The organism is Bradyrhizobium sp. Mp19, assembly GCF_029952935.1.
Lineage (GTDB): Bacteria > Pseudomonadota > Alphaproteobacteria > Rhizobiales > Xanthobacteraceae > Bradyrhizobium > Bradyrhizobium elkanii.
Genome location: NZ_JASAUT010000065.1, coordinates 1 through 24,366 on the forward strand (window position 1 = coordinate 1; position 24,366 = coordinate 24,366).

Here is a 24,366-nt window from a genome sequence, read left to right on the forward strand (position 1 = left end):
TCGTTCCCGGTCCAGGGGAGCAATTTACGTGAGGCAACGGCTTAGGATCCGGTAACAATTAAGGCGAGGCAATGCGAGGTTCGCGATGAAGGACGCCATCGCTCGCAACTACGATGCGGTCGAAGATGGTGGTGAATTGTTCCTAATTGCAGTCCGCCGCAGCGGCTCTTTTTGCCAGGCGGGACGGTTGGACGCACAGCAAAGCCTATCCGCGCGCTCCGAGGGCAATCTTATTTGCGCCTGGGCTCGTTATTCGAACCTTCGATCCCCATATCCATATCTGTCCTGGTCAACCAACGAGAGGGCTCTGCATGTTCACATCCGAGCAGCATCGCCCAAGGGCAACCGCGCGCGGCGAACTCGTCAAGGGTTCTCAGCTTAGGAAACGCGTAAATTCAAGACCTGAAGGGACGGCTTCGTCTTTTTGACGGATGACAAGCGAGGGTTCGCGGAGGCTTGCAACGGCTCCGTTCTCATCCCGGAGCAGGACCATCCCCGCGGCGCAGCCCTCGCGGCTGACGAGGAGTACATTCTGCGTTGTCTTGGCGCGGCCCTCATCATGCAATGGAACGCCTTGCCGACGGTGCTGCAACGGGAGATCTTCGACGCCGCCGGGGCGGTTGGAAGGTCGGTGGAGACAGCGGAGCTCCGCGGGCAGATTGCCTGATTTCTGCACAACCACAAGGATGATTCCGGTCGCGGCAAATTGCCTGTGACAGAAGGCACGCCTGCCGATGCGAGATCCAGTGCTCTGGCTGCGCCAGCGTCGTTCTGGCTGTATGTTTTAGCCATCACGGCGGGAGCGTAACACCCTCAGTCACCTAGGAGAGCCCGTGCAGTAGCACCTCGGACAGACCTCGTGACAAGCTGCGGGAAGCGGTGACACCTGCGCGCTTCGCCAACGGCACAATCTGCTTGGCATTTGAAAGCTCACCTCATTGGTAGGTGGCGCTGCCTTAATCCATTCCGCAGGCCAAGAGGCGGTAATACTAATCGCGGGAATGCAGCGAGCCCACTTCGCATCGGCCGCTGGGCGCAGCGCGTACGACCTCGCGCTGCGATGCCATCCCTTGTGGGATTGCGGCGACTCAGAGAGTTTCGTCGGAGGCATAACACCGCAGATTTTTCAGACCGCCTCCATTGCCAGTCATTATTGATTAGGCGTTGGACCCGAAACGGAGTAGCGTCTTTGTAGCGGTCAAGCGGATTGCTTGCCCGACAGCTGCCAAAACGGCGACGCACCGAAGTCCTCGCCTCCATCTAAATGGCAGCGCATTGCCGTCGGTAGGCAAACTCTTTCCAAAATTGCTGTTCCAAACAACACGGGAGTGCCGACCACGTCGCGCGCGTCAGGTAATCGCAGAAGGAAGAACGACATGAAAATGAGCAATGTAGTTCCCAGTGCCCTGTCTGCGGCAAAGTACACTTATGGCGCGGCGACCATATGGGTCGCTCCTTCTCCCCTCATCAAATCGGCGCATTTCCTTGAAAGGATTGGACTCGCCACGATTGGAGGCACGTGCGGCATGTACGTGGCCGCAACGTTGATGCGCCTCGAACACGAACTGTTTGGAAGTGTCTGGTTCATCTTGCTGCTGATGCTCTACGGAGCTTTTAGCTTCTATATCGGCATCGACCTACCTCGCCATCGTGCTCAGGGGCTCCCGGAAGAGCGGAGCCACACCGATGCGGCTGAGATCTTCAGCGCAGCAGGCACATTCATTGCCGCGATTGCAGCGTTTCTATCTGTCAGCATGATTGTCGTTGATCAGGTCGTGTCTCACGGTTCGATCGTTGTGATCGCAGGCTGTTGGGCAATCGGTTCTTCAGTTCAAATTGCTGCCGGTACCATCGCGCGCAACTCCGTGGCCGAAGCTGGTAGGGAGTAACTTCCGATGGCAATTGGACCGACGCCGCTGGCCGATTTTTTTAGCGCGCGACAGTGAGAGGGCACACCGACAAGACGTAGCAAATAGGGAAAGTCATTAGGATGATGAATCACGTGTAGTCTATTCTCCAGAAGAGCTTGCCAGCTTCAAAGCAATTTTTGAGGATGCGATAGGGTCATTCTCACCCACTGTGCTCACGACCTCCAACCGTTTGCAGGTTGCGCAGAACATCCTCGCTCGTGCTGCGACCGGTGAGCGCAATCAGAACGAACTGCGGCGTGCGGCATTGGCATCAATTGCTTAGCAAGCCGACGGATGTGGGTATCAAGCCGCCTTCAACTTGGAGTCCCTGCTCCTCGCCTGCACCTGCGCTAAAAATATTCACATTCGAGTTCTTGGAACCATCCTGTCGCGAGCCCATTGGCTCACTGACACAATCACCTTTGGAGAAATGCTATTATGAAAACCTTCGCAATCACTCTGGTAGCCGCCGCAAGTACGCTTATTGTGACCGCCGCTTCAGCCGCCCCACTTTCCGCCAGTGTATCGATTGCACCGGAGAGCAACATTCAAAACGTTCGCATGGTCTGCAATGAAGATGGTCGCTGCTGGCGCGAACGCGGCGAACGCCATGTTATCATCCGCGACGGGCGCGATGCTTACGGATATGCTCCTCGCGAGCGTTACATCGAGCGGCGCGGCTATGACGACCGTGCCGGCGTCGGCTTCCGCGCTCCCGGCGTGAGCGTCGGAATCGGGACCGACCGCTACTGAGAGACGACGGGATATCTATGAATGGCCGCGGAGTACTCCGCGGCCATTTTCATTGAGGCCATCTTCAAATGGCATAGATCGAACGCTTCACTCGGCGTCTGACGCGCAGTCTCGGTTAAACTTTGCCGCTACCCCTCGTGGCCAGTCGAGAGTATTCAGATGGCCAGGTCGAAGCACATCGGCAGTTTCGCCGATCAGGCGAAGTCCAGAAGCACGATCGGTTCAAAAATTTGCGGGGACCAGGTCGTAAGAGCCTCTGCTGCCGCGGACGTACACCTTGGCAGCGGCGGCGCAGATCAAGTCACGGTTGGAATCGAATGCGCGGAGGAAGCCCGGCTCATCGCAACCGATATCCGGTTGAATTCGCTTCAGCGCATTTTCGTTGATGAAAAACGATGCCTCAATAGCGCTGTCGTGTCCCCAAAATCGTACGGCACGCCGCGTGCGGTCATATGACCGGCTATGGTTCGGAAACTCGATCATGTTGCCGGGGCCGATCAGTTGTCGGAGCACGAGACCTCCGTGCCGGCTGCACGCGATTTGCGTCGCGGCATATTCGATGGCGATAGCCGATCCTGTCTCCGACGCACTCGCGTGCAACCGGTCGATACGCTGACAAGATGTGCTGTAGCCAAAGCTTGGCGCGAAGGGAGGGAGTTTGGAGCGATCCGGTTGCGCCAGCCTCCAAATGGCTATGCTGGAAGCGGATTACAACCCCGCTCGATCCTGTCACAGCAAATAGTTGCGCCTGGCCTCGTTATTCTGCGGATCGGCACTATATCCTAGACATCACCGCCCACCCCTCGGCTGTTATCGGTGACTGAGAGCATTGTGCTCCCGCCGCGACCTAGAGGCGGTTACTATGTCAGATATCTCCAAATTCAGCGTTCGCGAGTGGCTGGTGCCTCCGGTACTGCTGCCGGTCTTTTTTGTGCTGCTGATCGCTGCTGCGATGCTTATTCAGTGGTAGTTTCCCTCGGTGGGCCTGCGCCGTCAGCTCAAGCCAACCGCTCATTCCGGCCAGTCAAGCGAGTCCAATCGTCGTTAGCTTGCAAGCTGAACATCCGGGCGGCAGACGCCCTGGATAGAGCCCGCAAGATGCCGCCGGGAGACGAGCGCGCGGATGCGATGAAAATGGCTAAGATCCTGGAGAACGCCGCTGAAATGCTCGAGCATTTCAGCGGCAGGGTCGGCGTGCCAGCAAAATGACGGTTCCCGCGCTCCACCGTTCAGGCCCAATCTCGGATAATTAGTGAAAACAGCACCTGGGCATGGATCGTAGGGGCACCGAGATGCTTGTCTCAGATCAATCGCTTGTTTCAGTCACACCCGTTTTTCCGTGGATGCCCATCCGATGGTGCCCGATCTTTCACGCAGTCCGGCCGTCGTTCTCGTCGTAGAGGACGAGATGATGCTCCGCATGCGCGCGGTCGACATGGTGGAAGACGCCGGTTACACGCCGCTTGAAGCTCTGGATACCGACGAAGCCGTCGCAATCCTGGAATCCAGGTCCGACATCGCGCTCATGTGCACCGACCAGCTGCCCGGCAGCATGGACGGACTGGGTCTTGCGCGTACCGTGCACAAGCGTTGGCCGGCGATCAAGATCATCCTGGTGTCGGGGCATTTGAACCCATCGAGCATCGATCTTCCCCCCTGCAGCAGATTTTTTGGCAAACCACTCCAAGCCTGGCAAATCATAGCTGAGCTACGCAGCATGATTGGCCACGCTTGAATCTCGTGGTTTTTGGCGCTGTCTGCCGTCAGACGCTTCAATGCGAACGCTCGGCGGAAATCAAGTGCGGTACCCAGCCCGGGGTGATACAGTTGCAAATGCTCGAAGTTGATCTCCGCACAGACAAGCGCCCGGGCGGCGCAGAATTCCGGCAGGACTTCCTGGCGGCAGAGAATGTCAGCCTGCGGCTACTCCTGGCGCAAGCTGAGATCAATACAAGGAGTCTGCTTGCCAAGGCCGGCATCGACGCCAAAGAGCGCGAGGGATCCGACAAGCTGCAGAAGCTGATCCTCGAAGAGCTGCACCACCGCATCAAGAACACGCTCGCGACCGTCGCCGCAATCGTCTCCCAGAGCCTGCGCAACCTGCAGGGGGTTGAGCACGCGCAGCGCGCCATCGAGGGCCGGCTCTTGGCACTCGGCCGGGCGCACGATCTCCTTCTGCAGGCAAAATGGTCCAGCGCCGATCTTGGCACGGTCGTTCGCAGCGCCATCGAAGCCTTCGACAATCCCGACGAATCGAAATTCTCGATCACGGGACCCGATATCCGGATGGCGTCCGGTGCCGTCATCGCCGTCGCGATGACGCTCAACGAGCTTTGCACGAATACCACCAAGTTTGGCGCCCTGTCGGTCCCGGAGGGACGCGTCGACATCATCTGGACGGTGGACCAAGCGACACAACGCTTGCACCTCACCTGGACCGAAAAGAATGGCCCGATCGTCCAGCCGCCCGCAAAGCGCAGCTTCGGAACACGGCTGATCGAAACCCTGGGCAAGCAGTTGCGGGGTGACGTGCAACTAACCTATGCGTCGACGGGGTTTTCGTACACGTTCGAAGCGCCGATAGCCGCACTGAGCACCCCGGCCACATAGCTCGTGCGCGACGTATCGCGTGAGTGGACTCCCTTTTCGGGCTTCGGGCCCCTAGGTCTTGAGCGATTTTACTTGTTCATCTGCCGTCAGCCGGCAGACGAGTTCGCAATTGGAGCATTCGAAAGGTCGCAGGTCGGGATGGCCGTGGTCCGATTCGATCCGGGTCAGCGTCATGCGGCCTTGGCACTTCGGACAGCGCGGTCTTGCGATCGGAATAAGCGAGGGCTCGGGGCGTGCGAAGATTTCGGGCATGTGATGCTCCTTTGCGGGGTCGTCACCTGTAGTCGTGAAGCGAATCGGACGGCAAAGCACCAAGATCGCGCACCACCTGACCGGCCGCTGATCAATATTGCTCACATTTTCCGAGAAGTGATTGCAAGATCGGTAAAGAGGTCCGGCCCGCATTCGCGGCATTCGTAGACCGTGCAGCCTCGTTCAACCCGCGTGCTTTCAAGCGCTGGCTCTGACTGAGCAATATTGCTCAGCAAGACATCCGGATGCGGATTAGCATTGGATCTGATCATCGCATGTCGTGCGATAGCACCGCGTCGCTTATCGGCGCGGTGCTCGGTGTCATTGGTTACCTCGTGCCGAACCCGGGCTCGTCGTGATCATTCCGGTCGTCGATAATGTCGCGGCCTTGGCTTTGGCGGGTCCACTCCGAAAGCAGCTAGAGATGGTTCAACATCCACCGGAAACCCGCGCGCTGGCAGCGCCGCTCGCCCGGTATCGCCAACCCGATGACGCGCGAGGCATTTTCGAGCTGGTGATCACGGCAGTACCCTTTTCTGTCATCTGGGCTCTGATGCTCGTCGGCGTTGTCCGCGGCCATGGGATTGGCCTGCTGCTGGCCGTGCCCGCGGCAGGCCTGCTCGTTCGTCTCTTCATGATCCAGCATGACTGCGGCCATGGGTCTTTCTTTCGCAGCCGGCTTGCAAACGATTGGATCGGCCGAGCCATCGGCATTTTCACTTTAACTCCCTACGATTATTGGCGGCGCAACCATGCGCGACATCACGCGAGTTCTGGCAATCTCGATCATAGAGGTTCGGGCGACATCGACACATTGACCGTGAGCGAGTTTGCCGCTCAGTCTCGATGGCGCCAGATTCTCTATCGCCTGTACCGGCATCCGATCGTCATGTTTGGCGTGGGCCCGACATATCTGTTCATCTTGCGGCATCGATTGCCGATTGGGATGATGCGTAACGGCTGGCAGCCCTGGCTGAGCACAATGGGCACGAACGTCGCCATCGCGGTTCTGGTCGCCGGCATGATCCGACTGGTAGGCCTTGGGCCATTCCTGCTGGTGCATCTGCCGGTCATGATTCTGGCTGCGTCGATCGGCGTCTGGCTGTTCTATGTTCAACACCAGTTCGAGAACACCTCATGGTCACGCGATGAAGCCTGGAGCTTTCACGAAGCTGCGCTCTATGGCAGTTCGCACTATCACTTGCCATGGGTCTTGCGCTGGTTCACCGCGAACATCGGCGTCCACCACGTCCATCATCTATGCAGTCGAATTCCCTGCTATCGGCTGCCGGACGTGCTCCGGGATCATCCGGAACTCGCAAATGTGGGCCGAATCACCCTCGTCCAGAGCTTGCGATGTGTGCCGAAGGCCTTGTGGGACGAGAAGGAGCGACGGCTCATTTCGTTCCGGGACGCCGAAATAGGTCTGGTCGCGCGCCATAAGGGGACGCAGAACAATGGTTCCGTTGCGGGTCCTGGAATTCGCCGCTTGAATTCGTGAACTTAACGATGGGTTCGCGCTTGGTTCATTGGAGAACCAGCTTGAGCCGCATGTTCAAACCCTTTGTGTTTCTTATCGCAGCCATCTACTTCCTGGTGGACGCGGTCTTTTTCACTCTCTTCAAACCTGTCTTTCGCCGGTTGGCGAACTGCTGGGTTTTCAAGCGCGTACGAGCGTGGATCGAGTCGCTTCGCCCGTATCCGGCTCTGGCACTGTTCCTCGTGCCGGTCATCTTGCTTGAACCGGTCAAGCCTCTCGCGGCCTACCTGACGGCGACCGGGCACATCGGTCGCGGGTTTGCGCTCCTCATCGTCGGCGAGCTTCTCAAACTCCTGCTCATCGAGTGGCTCTTCTGCGTCAACCGCGACAAGCTGATGTCAATTCCTGCTTTCGCCTGGTGCCACGACAGGTTTTGCCAAGGCCAGGACTGGGTCGCTTCCCTGCCGGCATGGCAACTCGTGCGCGGCTGGAGCTTCAATGCCAAGCGCGCTGTTCAACGACATGCCCTGGAATTCAAGGCTGCGCAGAAGCGAAAGCTGCTTTCCTGGCGATCTTGATCCGCCTCTTCGGCGCGGTCGAGCGGCAGGCGTGGACTGCTGGGAGCTCAGATCGCAACCACATTTGCAGGCCGCGCTCTGTGCGCGCAGGAACGTCGCGGGGTCCTGCCAGTTAGCTCGCCGAGACTTTCACCCCAGGGAGTATCTGCTATGGAGAACGATCGCATTGCCGGTTCGGCGAAGGAGTTCGCCGGTAAGCTCGAGGGCACCGTCGGCGATATCGCCGGAGATGCAAAGAGCCAGGCAGCGGGCCGCCTCCGCGAGGCGAAAGGCACCGCGCAGAACCTGTACGGCCAAGCCAAGGACGCAGCGCGCGACGTTACGGATGCCCCCGCCGACTACGCCAAGGACGCCTATGAGAACAGCGGCGAGACCTTCCGCGACGGCACACAAGCGATCGCGAGGAAAGTGCAGGATAATCCGCTCGGTTCGATGCTGATCGCCGGCGCGATCGGATTTGTGTTGGCGCAATGGCTGGCGCGCCCGACGCGGCGCGCACGATAGCGTTTGGGACGGGTGCAGCCGAGCAAATGCTGGATTGGAGATTGAATCATGAGTGACGACATCCCGCTCGCCCCCTTCCCCTACGAAAGCCTGGATCCTGCTTCAGAGCCGAAATCTCCTATCGCGGAAGTCTCCGACGCCGTGAAGGGAACGGCCAATCGGGTTGCGGGTGCGATAGAAGCGGGACGAAAGCCAGGAATGCCGCTGAGCATCCTGAGCAATATCGCGCGCGAAGCCCCTCTTGGCTCTCTGCTGGTCGCCTTCCTGCTGGGAGTTGCCATCGCCCGCCGTCGATGACGGCTTGCGCAGCTCGAGTGATGGGTCAATCGGAGAAAGCGGAACTCTAGGAGGTCGGAGCCGTTGCACCCTATGGCCGGCTCCGTCGGCATAGATTGAATTTGAATTGGAAAATCAGATGAGAAAGTCATTAATGGTTTCTGCGGCCGTTGCGGCCCTATTGGCCACAACCGGGTTTGCGACAGCTCAAGGCGCCAACCAAGGAGCGGCGAAGGACTCTCCGACGGCCGCTTCGCCGAAAGGTGATCCTGCGGCGCCGATGAATGCACCGGCGGCAAAGGGAGTCGAGAAGGCTACCCCAGGTGCTGGGTCAAAGGAGATGGCGCCCCAACATGCGCAGGGCAAGCCGGATGCGAAAACGACCGGTGACATGAAGGCCGATGGCAAGTCGAAGGCCTCGGAGTCGACGACGCCGGCCGCCACGAAGGACCTAAAGAATCCGGCCGCCGAAACGACGTCGCCTTCGGGCGGCAAGGCGGCGAGCGAGATGAAAGCCGAAAGCAAGACGAAATCGTCTGATTCGGCCGCGACCTCGAAGGACTTGAAGACTCCGACTGCCGAGACCAAGCCCTCGACCTCGGACAACAAGACGACCGGCAACGCCGCAACCGCAGCGACAGCGACGCCTCCCGCCGAGAAGCGCACCCAGATCAGTTCGGCGATGAAGCAAGAGAAGGTCGAGGAAGTTGCAAACGTGAACTTCAACCTCTCGGTCGGAACGGCCGTGCCGGCGGGCGTCCGTTATTACCCGATGCCAGCACGTATCGTCGAGATCTATCCGGAATGGCGTGGATACGATTTCATCCTCGTGCACGGAAGGTACATCGTTCTTCGCCCGCGCACCCACGAGATCGTCTACATCATCGAAGGCTAGGCGACCACGCCAGGCGTATGACAGGCAGTTACGAGGGCGGCTCGAGAGCCGCCCTTGTTGTATGGGTCAACCAGACATGCGAACCTGTCCTGGCATCACTTGCGCCACGCCCTTCCGAAGATCTCGTCAGTTGTCGGCAAATTCAGATACATTTCCCGTCGGAATGCGATCGTCGCCATCAACCGAGCGAATCGTGAGCCCTTAACCCTCGTCGACCGGCGACATCATGGCGATCTTCATCGTCCGGCATAGTACAACGTACCGGTACGAGCGCGAGGTAAGGCTCGGCCGGCATCAGCTAATGGCACGTCCGCGGGACAGCTTCGATCAACGACTGATTGACTTCTCGCTCGATGTGACGCCGAAGCCCTCAGAGGTGAGATGGCTTCATGATGTCTTTGGGAATTGCGTCGCGCACATCGAATTTGACCGCGCGAGCGATTACTTGCGATTCGACTGTGAAATCAAGGTTGACCACACTCCGGAGAACGCCCCGGACTTCAGGATTGAGGATTACGCGAAGGACCATCCATTCACGTATCATGACGAAGAGGCGCCTGACCTGGCACCTTATGTTCAGAGATGGTTCTCCGACCCGGAAGATCATGTTGGCCGGTGGCTGGACACCTTTCTCACGCGGGGGACGAAACGTCCGACGGGCCAGCTCCTGATGACCCTCAATGAAGCAATCTCGGATGGCTTCGCATATGACCGCCGCACGGCGCCAGGAACTCAAATTCCCTCCACCACACTTGAACTGAGGAAAGGCACCTGCAGGGACTTTGCCGTTTTGATGATTGAAGCCGCACGCAGTCTGGGCTTCGCCGCGCGCTTTATCACGGGCTACATCTACGTACCGGATCGCGATGGACCTACCTGGCTGGGTGGGGGAGCCACTCATGCCTGGTGCCAGATTTACGTCCCCGGTTCGGGCTGGGTCGAGTTCGATCCGACCAACGGCATCGTCGGAAACCGGGACTTAATTCGCGTCGCGGTGGCCAGAATCCCGAGCCAGGCCATTCCCCTGTTCGGCACCTATTGGGGAAGTCGCGAGGACGAGCTTGGGATGAATGTGGAGGTCAACGTCAAAACGGCGTCGGCTCTATTGTAGCTGCTGTGATGAAGTGGCTGGAACACAAGTACCACCAGGGCGTTGGGGTTCGCGCCGCGCTGTGTCGCGAGTGTAGGGTGAGCACACACAAAATCGAAGTAGTCGAGCAGCCTTCTCGACTTTGGAGGACGCCGAGTGAAGATCCGGGTCGGCTATGAGATGGTCTACGAGTTTCCGCAACCCACACCCATGATCATGGTCCTGGGCGTTCATTTTACCCGGGCTTCCGACGTTATCGTGCCTGACTATCTGACCACTGATCCTCCGGTGGCGATCAACCCATACCGCGATGGCTTCGGTAACTGGTGCAGCCGTATCGTTGCTCCAGCCGGTCGACTGCGGCTGGCGGCTGATGGCATCATTCGCGACACGGGCTTGCCGGACGCCACCGTGCCCTCGGCTTCCCAACACGCGGTCGAGGACTTGCCGGCAGAGACGATCGTGTATCTTCTCGGCAGTCGCTATTGCGAAACCGACCAGCTATCCGACACCGCGTGGAAGCTCTTCGAGAAGCAGCCGCCCGGATGGGCGCGCGTTCAGGCGATCTGCGATTTCGTCCACAATCACATTCAATTCGGCTACGAGCACGCGCGCGCCACCAAGACCTCCCGGGAAGTGTACCACGAGGGCAAGGGCGTTTGTCGCGACTTTGCGCATCTGGCCATTACGTTCTGCCGCTGCATGAACATTCCGGCAAGGTACTGCACCGGCTATTTGGGCGACATCGCCATGCCGCCCCCCTATGCCCCAGGAGACTTCGCCGGATGGTTCGAGGCCTACATTGGCGGACGTTGGTACACGTTCGATCCGCGCAACAACGTGCCACGGATTGGACGCATCCTGATTGCCCTGGGACGTGACGCTGCTGACGTTCCGATTACGCAGACGTTCGGGCCCAACACCCTGGTGAGCTTTAAGGTGTGGACCGACGAGATCACTTCCTAGCAACGCGACTTGCGGCTTTCCTGGAACGAATGTCGGCGGCGTTGCTTGGTAACGGGCGACCGGATGCAAGTGCCCCCACGCATCCGATGAAATGACGGCCCCAGCGCGCCCCCACGCCCTGGGGCCGTTCCTTTAGGAGAGCCCTTCTGGTCTTGCTCTCTGGGCCTGGGCTTCTCGCCCAAATCAGCACTTCACCGCTTCGAAACCGAGATCGCCGTCAGCCAGTCACTTTCGGGGCGCCGTTGGCTTCTTCGGTATCAGCCATTTCCTCATTTCAGCGGCAAGGCCAAGTTGCTCGGCTTTTCTGATGGCTTCGAATCGCATCGCTCCGGCCGGCAACTGCTTTGCTTGCGCCAGAGCCTCGGATGCCCGGGTAGCCCAATCGTGACGATCCAGATCGTTGCGCGGCAGCGTTGTCATTTCATCGTCCTCAGTGTGGCGCTCGAAAGCCAGCACCGGTCGCCGCGTCGCGTGAAGTGTTGGGGGCCCTGGCTTGTGACCCGAGCACGCTCGCCCCCTGCAGAATAAGGGTAGCGGCACTATCGAACTCTCACCGATCGGCGTCCACGGCGATCGCAGCAGTATGGACCCGGCAGCGCCGCCCGCTGGTCAATATTGCTCACGACCAGGAGTTTGACGGGATCACCGCAGTCCGCTGTCGCGGCAATGCTCTTTGCACGACACAACTGGACGCCAAACGATGCCAACTATCGTGCAAGTTTATTTGGACCTTGGGCTCGTTGTCCGGACCCTTGATCCCCATATCTATTTGAGTCTGATCACCCCATCGGGGGTTGTTCGGAAGGGGCCGCGACTTTCAACGAAAGGGGCCCGGCATGTTTAGATCTCAGCAATCTCGGGCGAGAGAAGCCAAGCACGGCGAACTGACCAAGCACCCGCCCGATCCGGATCAGAACCGTTCGTACGGTGCAGCCCTTGCGGCCCAAGAAGAACGTGTTTTGCGGTGTCTGGGCGCGGCCATCATCATACGATGGAACGCCCTGCCGACGACGCTGCAACGGCAGATCTTCGACACTGCGGGGTCGGTCGGCAAGTTACTGGCGACATCGGCGCTCCGCAGCCAAATCGCCCGGTTTCTTCACAACCACAAGGATGATGCCGGTCGTGGCAAATTACCGGTGACAGAAGACTCGCCTGCCGATGCAAGATCAAGTGCCCTGGCGCTGTCGCGATGGGACAACGAGGGAGGAGCAGTCCACGACTGCCCGCCGATGTAGATGGACGCTGATAACAGGAGGACTCCCATGTCGCTTACACAGTTTCGGGTCGATGACGGACCACACGTCATGGATGGACTAAGGCTTCTTGCTCAGGATGGAAATGATGGCGTAGAAGCGTTTATTGGGCGGAAGGTGATGGACGTCTGGGCGGACTCCATCGAGCATCGTGGAGGGCGACAAAGCCTGTTTCGCGATCAATACAATGCGCTTGGCAGACTGAACCTTCCCGCACTTCAGCGGATCGTGAGCGCGAAATACCGGAGAGGCGCGGCATTCAACCGACAGCATCCCTTCGTCGAGGTTCTATTCTCCGACATTGCGGACAGCGGCGAGGCGCTGGATCTGAGTGAACTGGTTCGAAAGACGTTGCCACCGGCATTTCACAGGATGGCCTGAGTCTCAGAACTCCGAGAATGCTGCGACGTTGGCAGCGTCGCCGCGGAACCCTATCAAGGCTGGGCCGTTCCAGACTCGCAACGGTTGTCAAGAGTATTGAGGAGCCACCAGTGCGAATACTTATGGTCGAGGACGATCCACTTGTCCGCGAATTGGTGGTCGACGCTCTGCGCGAGGAAGGCTACGAGGTCTTTCACGCCTCCAATGGTGAGCAAGCGCTGGCATTGTGCAAGAGGCAGATCGCGGACGTTCTGGTCACCGACATCAGGCTGCCCGGCGGAGTTGACGGGTGGCAGATCGCCGAACGTTGTCGGGAGCATGATCCCCAGCTGCAGGTGATCTACGCGACCGGCTTCTCGCCCGTCGAGGCCCGTCCGGTGCCTGGCAGTCTCACCTTGCACAAGCCCTACCAACCCGACCGCATCGTCGAAGCGGTCAGACAAATGGGAAAAGAAAGACGGCCTCCTTCCATCAGCTGACGGCGCTCCTTGCGGTCCGTCGATCGCCAATAGCTGACTTGCGGACATCTGCGGTGTGGCTTCCGCTTCGCCAAGGAAATCATTCAATGCGCGCAAATCTGCCCATAGGCTCTACGTCCGCGAATGCTCAACCAAGCGGCAATTGGTTCGCCCGGCTGGCAGTTGCGACCTCGCGCATTTCCGGCCGACCGACGACCTTTCTGCTGGCAGTTGCCGTCGTACTCGTGTGGGCGATCACAGGTCCCTTATTCGGCTTCAGCGATACCTGGCAGCTCGTCATCAACACGGGCACGACAATCGTGACGTTCCTGATGGTCTTTCTGATCCAGTCAACGCAGAACCGCGACACGCTGGCCTTGCAGTTGAAACTCGACGAATTGATCCTGGCGACCAAGGCCGCAAGCAACCGCATTGCGGGCATCGAGGAGGCGTCGGATGAAGAAATCAAGCAAGCGAAAGTCGAGATGCTCGAGCGCGCCGGCTGATCCGGATCGGCTCGCAGGACCGGGCATCTCCACTGCATTCAGGCCTCGCAAACCGGACCGCGGCCCGGCGACGTTAGAGGAACTGCACGATAAAGGGCGATTCAGGGAGTCCTGATGGCAGGCACAATCAAACGAAATAACGTTCGCGTTCGCGGCGCCGGCCACCGGACGATGATCTTCGCACACGGCTTCGGGTGCGACCAGAACATGTGGCGCTTTGTGGCTCCCGCGTTCGAAAAGGATTTCATGACCGTTGTGTTCGACCACGTCGGCGCCGGCGGCTCCGACCTCTCGGCCTACGACAGCGCCAAATATTCGACCCTGTCCGGCTACGCCAAAGACGTGGTCGAAATCGGCACGGAGCTCGGATTGAAGGATTCCGTCTTCGTAGGACATTCCGTCAGCAGCATGATGGGCGTGCTGGCCGCCCGACAAGCCCCCGGGATGTTCGGCAAGCTCGTACTCATCGGCCCGTCACCCCGTTACATCGACGACGATGGATACGTTGGTGGGTTCAGCGCTCAGCAGATCGAGGAATTGCTCAGGTTTCTCGACTCGAACCACATGGGTTGGTCGATGCAGATGGCGCCGATGATCATGGGCAATCCCGACCGACCGGAATTGGGTCAGGAGCTAACCAATAGCTTCTGCAGCACGGATCCCGAAATCGCCAAAGCGTTCGCCCGGGTGACCTTCACCTCCGACAACCGCGAAGACCTCGCGGAGGTCTCCCTTCCGACCCTCGTTCTCCAGTGCAGCGAGGATATTATCGCCCCGCCGGAGGTCGGCGAGTTTGTCGCCCGCAATATTCCCAACAGCCGGATGATCGTCCTGGACGCGACCGGGCATTGCCCAAATCTGAGCGCGCCGGAAGAGGTCATCGCGGCGATGCGACCTTTTGTCTAGTGCGCGCCTCCGATCCCCAGTTCAAGGACATGATCGACAACGCGCCCTGCGGTTACGTCACCCTGCAGCCGAACGGCCGGATCGAGTACGTCAACCTCACCTTCCTGGAATGGAGCGGACATACGGCGCCACAGATGATCGGGAAGTGCTTCAGCGATTTTCTGACCATGCCGGGCCGCATCTATTACGAAACCCATATCGCGCCGCTGCTCCGAATGCAGGGATCCTTCGACGAATTCGCCATCGACGTGTTGACCGCCGCCGGTACGCCGCTGCAGATGATCGCCAACGCGAACGAGCGCCGCGATCCGGAAGGAAGGCTGCTGCTCATCCGTCTAGCCCTGATCAAGGCGACGGATCGGCGGCGCTACGAGCACGAGCTTCTGGCCGCCCGAGAATTGGCGATTGGCGCCGAGAAGGCGACGCAAGAACTGCTGCGGCTCGAGCACGAAACCTCCGAGTTGCGCGAACAGTTCATCGCCGTGCTCGGTCACGATCTTCGCAATCCTCTCGCCTCCATTAGCGCCGGCGCGAGAATTCTCGACCGAACCGTCCATAGCGAAAAGGAACACCAGATCATCGCCATGATGCAGACCACGGTCATGCGAATGGCCTCGATGATCGACAACGTCCTCGACTTCGCGCGCGGTCGGCTGGGCGGCGGCATTACCCTGGAACGCGATGCAAGAGCGCCGCTCGAACCTGCCCTTGCCCAGGTGGTCGACGAACTGAGACTGGCCTCACCCGGCCGGGTCATCGAAACCGAATTTGCCATCGACGAGCCGGTGAACTGCGATCGCATCCGCATCGGCCAGCTCCTCTCCAACCTTCTCGGCAACGCGGTGACGCACGGAGCAACCGACAAACCCATCGTCGTTCACGCCGAGACGCGAAAGGGATCGTTTGAACTCTGGGTCGCCAATGCGGGTGAGGCGATTCCGGAAACGGTGATGGAGAAGTTGTTCGAACCGTTCTTCCGCGGCAAAGCTCGTGCGAGCAAGCAGGGGCTTGGATTGGGGCTCTACATCGCCTCTCAGATCGCAAAGGCCCATGGGGGCGCTTTGACCGTTGCATCGAACTCCGCTGGGACCCGCTTCACCTTCTCTATGCCTCTTTCGTAGCCTGCCAGCACTGGCCTTGCCTCGCCGGCGGCACGTCCTCAATCCATCACCGAGACGCGATACTGCGATTATCCTTCGAGGACGTGCCCCAAAGCCTTTAGCGGACGGACGCGATCGCTGACGATCTTCAGGATGGCCAGCATTGGAACGGCCAGGATCGCGCCGGGCACCCCCCACATCCAGAACCAGAACACCAGCGACAGGATGATCAGCACGGGATTCAGGGTGAAGCGTCGCGCAAGCAGCATGGGAGTCAGGGTCTCGCCCTCGGCGAGGTGGATGCAGAAGTAAAGAACCGCCGGCAGCAAGGCCCACCACAAGCTGTCGAAACTCAACATTCCGGCCAGCAGGAAGATAACGGTTCCCAACAACGGCCCCAGAATTGGAACGTAGTTGAGCAGGAAGGCAGCGGCTCCCCACAACAAGGGATCTCCAAGCCCGCAGAGGTACATCGCAGCCGCCGTCGCTATTCCCACCGCAGCATTCATGGCCGTGATCGTGAGCAGATAGGCGGATATGTCCGCTTCGATCTGCTGGAAGATGTCCACGGCCTGCCTCTTGTCGGCAAAATTCGGCAGCACCTCGACGATGCGTCGCAGAAAAATGTCGCCTGCGACCAAAAGGAAATAGAGCACCAGAACCGTCGTGAACAGGCCGTCGAGCACGGCGCGCGTTCCGGCAAAGAGCACGCCGGTCAGACCGAGATCGCGGCGAACCGAAACGGTGGGCTCCTTTTTCCCGGGAGAGTCCGCGACGTGCTCCGCCTGCTGGACAACCTTTTGCAGCGCTTCGATCGGGCGCTTCAGGACGACCAGATGAGTTTCCAGGCGCGGTAAGCCGTCCGGCAACTTCTCCGCCCACGACGCGGCGGGTACTGACAAGGCTGCCACAAAGCCGACGAGCGCTCCCACGACCAGCAGGATCGCCAAGAGCGCGCCGACGGTACGGGGTAGGCCGATACGCTCGAGAAGATCCACGGCAGGTTGCAGAATGAGTTGCAACACGAAGGCGAGCACCACGGGCAATATGATCGAGCTTGCCACGTACACGGCCGCCAGGACGGCCAGTGTCAACAGGCTACCGAGAAAGAACGTCTGCGGACTGGACGGCAGCGGCATCTCGACATTGTCGACCGCCTGCGTTGGCAAGGCCTCCGATTCCGACGCGCCGGCGTCCTGCCCTGGCGACGAGGGGGGCTCCTGCGGCAACATCGAAAGCGAAACCAAGGGGTCTCCTCCATCCTCCACGCAAATCTGTCCTGCCGGTAGCCAGGTATCCCTGCGCGGTCATGGCGAGCGGTACGCGCCAGCGCATCGCCGCATCCGACGGACTAGTGCAGGGTCTCGGCAGCGGCTTCGTCGATAGCCGCCATTAGATCTCGCGTGGCAGATTGCTGGATCATATGTCCGGCTCCGGCAATGCGGTGCAGCTTGCTCTGCTTGACCTCGTCATGCAGCCTGGCCGATTGCTCATCGATATCGATCAAACGATCATCCTCGCCCGCGAGTATGATCGTCGGCATGTCGAGTTCGCCGTAGGTCTTCGAAGAAGCAAATGCAGCGGGAACCATCAACGTCGATTCCGCTGCACCGGCGCGGAGCTGTGATGGCCGGACGGCCATTTCCTTCGGAAAGCCGGCGAATTTTCCGGGGACTGGTTGCGGGCCGAACACCTTGCGCAACATTGCCGGCCACATCAATCGACCCAGGATCGGTGAGACAGTGTAGCTGATGATATCGCCAAGCGCGGGTGTAGCGGATAGAGATGAGGCCACTGCGTCGGCTCGCGCGGTCGGAAAATAGTATCCCGATGCCAGCACCAGCGCTTCGACGAAGGAAGGATGCCTTATCGCCAGCGCAACCGCGACCGACGCCCCCCACGAATGCCCGAGTACGATGGCTCGCTGAACGCCCAGCCCATCAAATGCCTTCCTGAACAGGTCCGCCTGTGCCTCCGGCGTCCAAACCACGTTTCGCGGCCGCAGGCTATGCCCGAATCCAGGTCGGTCGAAGACGATGACCCGGTAATTCTCGGCTGCCAGATCGATCAGGCCGCTCGACTCGAAATCCTGGATCATGCTGCCATTGCCGTGGAAGAGAACCAGCGGCCGGCCATTGCCGCGCTCCACATAGTGCAGACGGACCCCGTCGACGTCGAGGAACCGCCCCTGTGGCGGGTTATCACGCTGCGCTTTCTCGGCAAAATGCCGGTTCGCGATCGCCGTCGCCGCCACAAGGGTAGCGGCCCCAGCAAACGCGGCGATGGCGGGATATCGCCTGAAGGCGGCCAGACAGTCGGACAGGAATGCCGAAGAACGTATTTGCGAAAAAGCCATGTGCAACACCTCAAGTGGTCTGCACGACGCCTCACGCCAATGAGAATGTTGCAGGTCATGCTCAACGGCGACGAGCGAGCTTTCGTTCCACGCGGTCAATCGCAGCCATGGGAACATAGAGACCTCGGTCCCGTTCAACATTGTTGCTCTTCCCAAGGAGTGACAGGTCCAATGACTAACAAAAAGAACCCGAACGAGAAGCAGCCCGGCGAGAATCCGGATGGCAAGTACCATTTCAATCCCGGAAATATGGCGGGAAAAACGCCGGGGGATGCGGAGCAGACTGACGAAAATCGGGGCACTCGGCATGATCACAAGACTCCGCACGATCACAAGGAAGAGCCCGGCGGTTAGAACTTGTTGATGAGGCCGCCAATTGGCGGCTCGCTTTCTCTCGCGGCGGCCGGTGAAGGGCACGGCCGCTGTGATTTTGCTCAGACTCAGACTGATGACCGTTCTAAGCTAACAGAGACATCCATGGAGCCGGAACGAAAAGCCCGGCCACGAGGGCCGGGCCGATCGGAAGTATGAGTCCAAGTCAGGCAATCAAAGAACAGAGCACGCGTGGACAGCGCTGGCTGTTCAAAAAGGAACAGAATGCGCGGACCGCTGGCACTCGCCGCGCAACTGCGTAGGAATGTAGCTAGGGTCGTACAGGTCTGAGCATCGCAGGGCACCCGATCCAGCCGATTTGCGAAAGTCTTCGCCCAAGGTGACGTCATGCGGCAATGTGTCCATCCGAATTGTCCGAATGGTCTCCACGCAGGCTGAGTGAGCAATTTGGTACAGCCGTCCATCGATCGACATGCTTGACTTCCTCGGCTATCTCGATCCTCCAAGTTAAAGGCGACACCATGGACATCTCCCGGGAGACAAAGGCGACCGCGCGCTCCGTTCTGTGGGGTGCTGTGGCTGGGGCGATGGCCCTGGCGATCGTTGGCTTCAGCTGGGGCGGCTGGGTGACCGGTGGGTCCGCAGAGACCCTCGCTGCAAGCCGCGCTGCGACGGCCGTCGTCGCAGCTCTCACACCCATCTGCGTTGAAAAGTTTCGACAGACCGCTGATGCCTCGGCGAACCTGACCGAAATGAAGAAGGCGACCTATGTATCGGAACAAGGCAAGTTCGTCGAAAAGGGAGGTTGGGCCACGATGCCGGGAAGCACCGAGCCAAACTCGGCCGTTGCTCGGGCTTGTGCCGAATCGCTCGGCCGCGAAAAAGCGGTGGAGCAACGCGGATAGCCGGCGAACCTGCGCAGGGCGCAATCTGCGCAGTATTTCGGGATGTCCATACCTGGCCCCCCCTTGCGGGCCGAAATTCCCTGATGTGATTTCCGTTCCCGCTCTCACGCGCTGCGCCTTCCACGAAGCGGACATTCTGCTAATATCACGGGGCATTACACCTAGGGAATGAGAGCGTCCATTTGGCCAAGCCCGCGAAGGACAAGTTTGATCCCAAGACCTTCCTCGCCAAGGTTGGGGCAGGAAAATCGATCTCAAAGCTTGGCAAGGGTCAGAACGTGTTCGTGCAGGGAGATGTCGCGGACGCGGTTTTCTACATTCAAAAAGGAAAGATCAAGCTCACGGTCGTTTCCGACCAGGGCAAGGAAGCCGTCGTCGGGATGTTGGAGCCGGGACAATTCTTTGGTGAAGGTTGTCTCAACGGCCAGCCATTGCGTATCGCGACGACTACGGCAATGGAAGACAGCACCATCACTAGAATATCGAAACTGGCAATGATTTCAGCGCTCGAAGGCAGGCCCAAGTTCTCCCAATTGTTCATGGCGTACCTGCTCACGCGCAATAGTCGAATCGAAGAAGATCTGATCGACCAACTATTCAACTCCAGCGAAAAACGTCTGGCGCGGCTGTTGCTTCTGCTCGCGAATTTCGGCAAGGAAACCAGCCCGCAGCCTATTGGGGTCAAGATCAGTCAGGAAACACTTGCCGAAATGATCGGCGCGACCCGATCGCGGGTTAGTTTCTTCATGAATAAATTCCGCAGGCTTGGCTTCATCAGCTACAATGGAAAAATCGAGGTCCATAGCTCGCTCCTGAACGCCGTTCTGATTGAGAAGTCGGAGCTGGGCCGGAAGGACTGACCGGCGCGCGACCGGTCGATTGATCGACTGCAGATGCGTGGCATCGCCATTTGGAGGTCGGGCACGTCGGCCCCCTCGCCGGTCTTTAGCATTCGCCCTCTCGCTGGATCGCTGCGATGCTGATCGCGATCCAGTATGGTTGTCATTTGGTATGATCGCGGCAGCATCGCTGCCGAGCGCGATCGAGATCGAGATCAAGCCGAGGGAAGTCGCTTCAAGGTCGATCAAGCAAGGTGATGCGCTGAATGCATTCAGCATACAGATCACGCATCGAGACGATTCCGCCGAACGAGCACGGCGAGGACGGTCGGCCGACGTTTCAATTCGAAGGCACCTCAGACCGGTCTTACCTCGCGTGCCCGGCATCAGGGCGCGTGAGCAGGTGGGGACCAACAAGTGGCGCGTCGAAGAGTGAGCAAAATTGCACAGCGACCGCGAGCTGGATGTGATCGGATGACGCCGGGCGTCGCGGGCCGCCCCCGCGCCGTTCGGGCGGCCCGAGATCTCGACCAGTGCCGAACTCGGGCCGCTCTTGTTTGGCTTGGCGCAGGAGCGCGAGAAGCAGGACGGACCGCTGAAGCGTGATCGATCATGGAAGCGCGCGATCTGTAATGAAATTGGTGGCCGCAGATCCGCGGAACCTGAAAGGTCGATATGACGCTAAAGATCAAAGAGCATACCTGCCCTGGATGCAGCGGAACGGGCTTCGCTCCGACGATGCAGCCGGTGGAACCGGGCCGAAAGATCTACCCAGCGAAATGCCAGTCATGCAAAGGCAAGGGCAGGATCACGGACGCCGACTAAGGCAAGGCTCATTCCTATCCGCTCGCGGCGCGTATGTCGGAGTGCGCAGGCCGGCCGGCGCGGGCCGATCACGGAAATTGATTCCGCCAAGCCTCGTTCTTCCGCTCACATGCGCTGCCTGGCACCACCGCGCCCCTCAGCCGTTATCGGTGTACAAGATGGAAGCAAAGCGGATGTCGTCCGATAAGATATCGATGCCGGTTTGGAATGAAAAGCACTTGCGTGCTGCGACCGACGCCGCCGGCGTGGCCTTGTGGGCCTGGAACGTGGATACGGACGCCATTACGATGGACGAACGCGCCTACGACCTGTGGGACGTTGCGAAGAGCGAAAAACACATCACATTCGAGATCCTGTCCAGGAACATCCATCCTGCCGATCTGGAACGGGTCAGGTCTGCGTTTGCCGCTACTCGCGCAATAGTAGGCGCTTACGAGATTGACTTTCGCATCTTGTTCGACGGCGACATCCGTTGGATCTCCGCGCGCGGGCAAGGCGACGATGCGGACATCGCCGATCGAACCATGTTTGGCATCTTCCTCGATGTTACCCAACGCAAGCAAGCCGAAGAAGCGAACGAGTTGCTGGCCGGTGAGATGAGCCATCGCGTGAAGAACCTTCTGACTATCGCGACCGCGCTTACTCAATTTACATCGCGTTCGGCCGCAACCAAAGAAGACATGGCCCACGAGCTAACAAATCGGCTGATGGCCTTGGGACGTGCACAGGATCTCATTCGCCCCATACCGGGAAGGAAGAGCGAAGGAGCGCTTCTTGGTGACCTCGTCTCCATCTTGCTCGCGCCTTACGACGAAAGAGAGGCGAGCGTCCGCATTCGCGTTTCGGTGCCGAAGATGAATGTCGGCGAGATGTCGAGTACAACGCTCGCTCTTGTGCTGCACGAACTGGCAACGAACTCGGCGAAATACGGTTCGCTATCGCTGGCAAGCGGCACCTTGGACGTGTCGTGCAATGCCCATGGCGACGAAGTCGTCGTGACCTGGACCGAGCGGGGCGGCCCGCCTCTCAAGTTTCCCGCAATGCTCGATGGCTTTGGAAGCAAATTGGTGCAGCGGAGCATGGCGGCCCAACTCGGTGGCTCCATCGCATTCGACTGGTCGGAAGAGGGGCTGGTCGTGACGCTGATCATGAGCAAAGATCGCCTGGCAAGGTGAGGAACCTTGAGATCTTCGTATAGTAGCGGCCGGCGCAACGCGGAGCCTTGAAGACGGAGATCAGGTCCGCGTTCCAGAGTGGCCGGCCCTTCCGGGAGACTGCATGAGGGGGCCTCGCACAATGCCCATCGGCTCGACGTCTGCGGCCAGCGCCTGCGCCTAACCCGGCAATATGCCCGAAAGGCCTGAGCCCGTGACGCTGCGGACATGCCGCTTCCCTTTGACAACTTCAAGGACGGGCGACTTCATATCGGTGTATCCGAGCAACCTCGTCGGAATCCGCGCGCCCGCTGAAAAGCTCAATTCAAGGTCGACCAAGCAAGAGATGCGCATGAATATGTTCGAGATTACGATCGCACGCATCGAGGTGATTCTGCCGAATGAACGTGGCGAGGACATTCGCCTGACGTTTCAGTTCGAAAGCCGTCAGACCAGTTTTACCTTGCCAATTTTCCTGAAGTCTTGCGAATTCGACGATACCGAGATCGTCAGGGTAGCCCGAAGCCAATTACACGACGTTTTCGCGCAGCTTTGCAGCCAGTGCGAGGATTGGCAGCTGACAGAGGACGAGCGTCGCGAGCTCGCAAGGATAAGCGTGCGGCCTGGCGTCAAGGCGCAGGAGTAGCTCGGGAACAAAAGCAGCTATTGAACTGGATGTATGCTCCTGAGATCAGCTGGCCGCGCCCTAGCATTTCATCGCGTTCATGAGCTCGGAAATCTCGATCGTTGCGAAATTCGAGAATGTGTCGGACACGGCATATGGCAGGATGATCTGGTTATTGTGCCGCATCCCGCCGCACGTATAAACGACGTTAGGGACGTATCCTTCGCGCTCGGATGGTTCAGGCCGCAATAGCGGCTCGCGCGAACGTGCCAGCACCTTGGATGGGTCGCGCTTGTCGAGCAGCGCCGCACCGATCGAGTATTTGCGGACCGGGCCGACACCGTGCGTCAGCAGCAGCCAACCCTCATCGAGTTCGATCGGCGACCCGCAATTGCCGATCTGGACGAACTCCCAGGGAAACTGCGGTTTCAAAATGGCTTGACCGCCATCCCACGTGTGGAGGTCGTCTGAATAGATTAGATACAGGTTCTCATTGTCCTGCCTCGCGATCATGGCATACTGGCCGCCGATCTTGCGCGGGAACAGTGCCATGCCCTTGTTCCGAGCCGCAGCCCCTCGCAGGGGCGCCAGTCGAAACGACGTGAAATCACTGGTTTCGATCAGTTCGGAGCGGATGGCTCGACCGCTGTAAGCGGTATAGGTCGCGTAATACGTCTTTCGATCGCCGTCGCTGAATTCGACAAAGCGCGCGTCCTCTATGCCGTTCGATTGGGATTCTGTGACGGGAAAGATGACGCGCTCGGTCAGGTCTTCTTCGGGCTTGAAAACCAGCTCGACACGCTCGCCGTCCGGCCCCGATATGCGATGGCAAATCCTCGGAATCGACGCGAGCCGAGCCGTCGGATTAACAGCCAGACTGCCGTCAGCCGCGATGGTCCCGGTTCGAAACGTCAGTGACGATACATGCCCTTCGCCTATGGCACGGAGACTGAGGATGAAGCGCACGCCGCCCTTCGGCGCTCCCGATTGATCGGGGTGCGCCACGATGCTCGGATTGAACAAGGCAGAGGCTTCGAATGAATACTCATTGAGGAAATAGGCGCCGACCAGCTGGCGCTGCTTCATTGAGAAGACGCCATGCGTCGCGAAAGCGTCCTCCATTTCGTCCGCGCGGGCCTCGAATCTTTCCAACAGGTTGCGATGTCGCCCCTTGAAATTGTCCAGGACGTCCGCGAGCTGAGCGGCAACGGCTTCCTGATCGAGTGCGAGAACTCGCTCGACGATATGATTTGCGCGCATCTTGTCGGTGGGGTTGAGATCGCGCGGTTCAGTCGCCGGCTTGAATGGCCGCACGATAACTCGCGCGGGATCGGGACGCAGATGAAGCGCCTGCCGGTTCAGGAAGGTAGCTTGTGACACGGTATCCTCAGGTCGCTGGATGAAAGGG

29 protein-coding genes are annotated in these 24,366 nt (G+C 59.4%); 23 read left to right on the plus strand and 6 right to left on the minus strand.

Going from position 1 to position 24,366, the window contains the following annotated elements; genetic code table 11:
* Nucleotides 1-424 precede the first annotated feature (424 nt).
* The 3 genes from QJT82_RS38580 to QJT82_RS38590 all read left to right on the plus strand — a co-directional run bounded on the left by QJT82_RS38580 (nucleotide 425) and on the right by QJT82_RS38590 (nucleotide 2,663).
* Nucleotides 425-667, plus strand: coding sequence for a hypothetical protein (locus QJT82_RS38580; RefSeq protein ID WP_035632845.1), 243 nt, complete (start codon nucleotides 425-427; stop codon nucleotides 665-667).
* A 709-nt stretch (nucleotides 668-1,376) separates the two neighbouring features.
* Nucleotides 1,377-1,889 carry a hypothetical protein gene (locus tag QJT82_RS38585; protein ID WP_028343628.1) on the plus strand — a complete coding sequence of 171 codons (513 nt, stop codon included), beginning with the start codon at nucleotides 1,377-1,379 and terminating at the stop codon, nucleotides 1,887-1,889.
* A 459-nt stretch (nucleotides 1,890-2,348) separates the two neighbouring features.
* Nucleotides 2,349-2,663 carry a hypothetical protein gene (locus QJT82_RS38590; RefSeq protein ID WP_028343627.1) on the plus strand — a complete coding sequence of 105 codons (315 nt, stop codon included), beginning with the start codon at nucleotides 2,349-2,351 and terminating at the stop codon, nucleotides 2,661-2,663.
* A 222-nt stretch (nucleotides 2,664-2,885) separates the two neighbouring features.
* Here QJT82_RS38590 and QJT82_RS38595 read toward each other — a convergent pair whose 3' ends face one another.
* The gene (locus tag QJT82_RS38595) at nucleotides 2,886-3,176 is read right to left on the minus strand and encodes a DUF1488 domain-containing protein (RefSeq protein ID WP_240536844.1); all 291 of its coding nucleotides are present in this window, start codon (nucleotides 3,174-3,176) and stop codon (nucleotides 2,886-2,888) included.
* An 841-nt stretch (nucleotides 3,177-4,017) separates the two neighbouring features.
* Here QJT82_RS38595 and QJT82_RS38600 point away from each other — a divergent pair.
* Nucleotides 4,018-4,398, plus strand: a complete 381-nt coding sequence (locus tag QJT82_RS38600; RefSeq protein WP_028343625.1) for a response regulator — start codon at nucleotides 4,018-4,020, stop codon at nucleotides 4,396-4,398.
* A 98-nt stretch (nucleotides 4,399-4,496) separates the two neighbouring features.
* On the plus strand, nucleotides 4,497-5,273 hold the full coding sequence (locus QJT82_RS38605; protein ID WP_028343624.1) for a sensor histidine kinase: 777 nt from the start codon (nucleotides 4,497-4,499) through the stop codon (nucleotides 5,271-5,273).
* Nucleotides 5,274-5,324: 51 nt separating this feature from the next.
* On the opposite strand, the gene QJT82_RS38610 is transcribed toward QJT82_RS38605, so the two are convergent.
* Nucleotides 5,325-5,525 (minus strand): hypothetical protein, encoded by a 201-nt coding sequence (locus QJT82_RS38610; protein ID WP_028343623.1) that lies wholly within the window; start codon nucleotides 5,523-5,525, stop codon nucleotides 5,325-5,327.
* Nucleotides 5,526-5,949: 424 nt separating this feature from the next.
* Between QJT82_RS38610 and QJT82_RS38615 the strand changes: the two genes are divergently transcribed.
* The 7 genes from QJT82_RS38615 (at nucleotide 5,950) to QJT82_RS38645 (ending at nucleotide 11,314) form a co-directional block, all read left to right on the plus strand.
* Nucleotides 5,950-7,026: a fatty acid desaturase gene (locus QJT82_RS38615; protein WP_028343622.1), complete on the plus strand. Its 1,077-nt coding sequence runs from the start codon at nucleotides 5,950-5,952 to the stop codon at nucleotides 7,024-7,026.
* Between the two features lie 50 nt (nucleotides 7,027-7,076).
* Nucleotides 7,077-7,583, plus strand: coding sequence for a hypothetical protein (locus QJT82_RS38620; protein ID WP_051448086.1), 507 nt, complete (start codon nucleotides 7,077-7,079; stop codon nucleotides 7,581-7,583).
* 150 nt (nucleotides 7,584-7,733) lie between these two features.
* On the plus strand, nucleotides 7,734-8,087 hold the full coding sequence (locus tag QJT82_RS38625) for a CsbD family protein (protein ID WP_028343620.1): 354 nt from the start codon (nucleotides 7,734-7,736) through the stop codon (nucleotides 8,085-8,087).
* Between the two features lie 48 nt (nucleotides 8,088-8,135).
* On the plus strand, nucleotides 8,136-8,384 hold the full coding sequence (locus tag QJT82_RS38630; protein ID WP_028343619.1) for a hypothetical protein: 249 nt from the start codon (nucleotides 8,136-8,138) through the stop codon (nucleotides 8,382-8,384).
* Nucleotides 8,385-8,517: 133 nt separating this feature from the next.
* The gene (locus QJT82_RS38635; protein WP_245288867.1) at nucleotides 8,518-9,258 is read left to right on the plus strand and encodes a DUF1236 domain-containing protein; all 741 of its coding nucleotides are present in this window, start codon (nucleotides 8,518-8,520) and stop codon (nucleotides 9,256-9,258) included.
* 226 nt (nucleotides 9,259-9,484) lie between these two features.
* Nucleotides 9,485-10,369, plus strand: a complete 885-nt coding sequence (locus QJT82_RS38640; protein ID WP_028343617.1) for a transglutaminase family protein — start codon at nucleotides 9,485-9,487, stop codon at nucleotides 10,367-10,369.
* A 135-nt stretch (nucleotides 10,370-10,504) separates the two neighbouring features.
* Nucleotides 10,505-11,314, plus strand: coding sequence for a transglutaminase family protein (locus tag QJT82_RS38645; protein WP_028343616.1), 810 nt, complete (start codon nucleotides 10,505-10,507; stop codon nucleotides 11,312-11,314).
* 225 nt (nucleotides 11,315-11,539) lie between these two features.
* On the opposite strand, the gene QJT82_RS38650 is transcribed toward QJT82_RS38645, so the two are convergent.
* Nucleotides 11,540-11,734, minus strand: a complete 195-nt coding sequence (locus QJT82_RS38650; protein ID WP_245288866.1) for a hypothetical protein — start codon at nucleotides 11,732-11,734, stop codon at nucleotides 11,540-11,542.
* Nucleotides 11,735-12,150: 416 nt separating this feature from the next.
* On the opposite strand from QJT82_RS38650, the gene QJT82_RS38655 reads away from it, so the two are divergent.
* The 6 genes from QJT82_RS38655 (at nucleotide 12,151) to QJT82_RS38680 (ending at nucleotide 15,942) form a co-directional block, all read left to right on the plus strand.
* Nucleotides 12,151-12,552: a hypothetical protein gene (locus tag QJT82_RS38655; RefSeq protein ID WP_196238221.1), complete on the plus strand. Its 402-nt coding sequence runs from the start codon at nucleotides 12,151-12,153 to the stop codon at nucleotides 12,550-12,552.
* Between the two features lie 27 nt (nucleotides 12,553-12,579).
* Nucleotides 12,580-12,951 carry a hypothetical protein gene (locus QJT82_RS38660; protein WP_026193324.1) on the plus strand — a complete coding sequence of 124 codons (372 nt, stop codon included), beginning with the start codon at nucleotides 12,580-12,582 and terminating at the stop codon, nucleotides 12,949-12,951.
* Between the two features lie 122 nt (nucleotides 12,952-13,073).
* Nucleotides 13,074-13,430 carry a response regulator gene (locus tag QJT82_RS38665; protein WP_035632832.1) on the plus strand — a complete coding sequence of 119 codons (357 nt, stop codon included), beginning with the start codon at nucleotides 13,074-13,076 and terminating at the stop codon, nucleotides 13,428-13,430.
* 86 nt (nucleotides 13,431-13,516) lie between these two features.
* Entirely contained in the window at nucleotides 13,517-13,915 is a 399-nt protein-coding gene (locus QJT82_RS38670) for a low affinity iron permease family protein (RefSeq protein ID WP_016845142.1), read from the plus strand.
* 114 nt (nucleotides 13,916-14,029) lie between these two features.
* A complete protein-coding gene (locus QJT82_RS38675) occupies nucleotides 14,030-14,821 on the plus strand; it encodes an alpha/beta hydrolase (protein ID WP_264641722.1) in 792 nt (263 codons plus the stop codon).
* Nucleotides 14,821-15,942, plus strand: coding sequence for a PAS domain-containing sensor histidine kinase (locus tag QJT82_RS38680; protein WP_028343614.1), 1,122 nt, complete (start codon nucleotides 14,821-14,823; stop codon nucleotides 15,940-15,942). Before QJT82_RS38675 ends, QJT82_RS38680 begins: the two co-directional genes overlap by 1 nt.
* Before the next feature lie 68 nt (nucleotides 15,943-16,010).
* Here the strand turns inward: QJT82_RS38680 and QJT82_RS38685 are convergent, their stop codons facing one another.
* Entirely contained in the window at nucleotides 16,011-17,189 is a 1,179-nt protein-coding gene (locus QJT82_RS38685; RefSeq protein ID WP_028343613.1) for an AI-2E family transporter, read from the minus strand.
* A gap of 83 nt (nucleotides 17,190-17,272) precedes the next feature.
* Nucleotides 17,273-18,277 carry an alpha/beta hydrolase gene (locus tag QJT82_RS38690; RefSeq protein ID WP_028343612.1) on the minus strand — a complete coding sequence of 335 codons (1,005 nt, stop codon included), beginning with the start codon at nucleotides 18,275-18,277 and terminating at the stop codon, nucleotides 17,273-17,275.
* Nucleotides 18,278-18,448: 171 nt separating this feature from the next.
* On the opposite strand from QJT82_RS38690, the gene QJT82_RS38695 reads away from it, so the two are divergent.
* The 5 genes from QJT82_RS38695 (at nucleotide 18,449) to QJT82_RS38715 (ending at nucleotide 22,979) form a co-directional block, all read left to right on the plus strand.
* Nucleotides 18,449-18,631: a hypothetical protein gene (locus QJT82_RS38695; protein WP_080686916.1), complete on the plus strand. Its 183-nt coding sequence runs from the start codon at nucleotides 18,449-18,451 to the stop codon at nucleotides 18,629-18,631.
* 500 nt (nucleotides 18,632-19,131) lie between these two features.
* On the plus strand, nucleotides 19,132-19,515 hold the full coding sequence (locus QJT82_RS38700; protein WP_014493209.1) for a hypothetical protein: 384 nt from the start codon (nucleotides 19,132-19,134) through the stop codon (nucleotides 19,513-19,515).
* Nucleotides 19,516-19,697: 182 nt separating this feature from the next.
* Nucleotides 19,698-20,375 (plus strand): Crp/Fnr family transcriptional regulator, encoded by a 678-nt coding sequence (locus QJT82_RS38705; protein ID WP_028343610.1) that lies wholly within the window; start codon nucleotides 19,698-19,700, stop codon nucleotides 20,373-20,375.
* 977 nt (nucleotides 20,376-21,352) lie between these two features.
* A complete protein-coding gene (locus QJT82_RS38710; protein WP_028343608.1) occupies nucleotides 21,353-22,354 on the plus strand; it encodes an HWE histidine kinase domain-containing protein in 1,002 nt (333 codons plus the stop codon).
* Nucleotides 22,355-22,685: 331 nt separating this feature from the next.
* A complete protein-coding gene (locus tag QJT82_RS38715; RefSeq protein WP_225895068.1) occupies nucleotides 22,686-22,979 on the plus strand; it encodes a hypothetical protein in 294 nt (97 codons plus the stop codon).
* Nucleotides 22,980-23,039: 60 nt separating this feature from the next.
* Here the strand turns inward: QJT82_RS38715 and QJT82_RS38720 are convergent, their stop codons facing one another.
* Nucleotides 23,040-24,338, minus strand: coding sequence for a glycoside hydrolase family 130 protein (locus QJT82_RS38720; RefSeq protein WP_028343607.1), 1,299 nt, complete (start codon nucleotides 24,336-24,338; stop codon nucleotides 23,040-23,042).
* Nucleotides 24,339-24,366 lie beyond the last annotated feature (28 nt).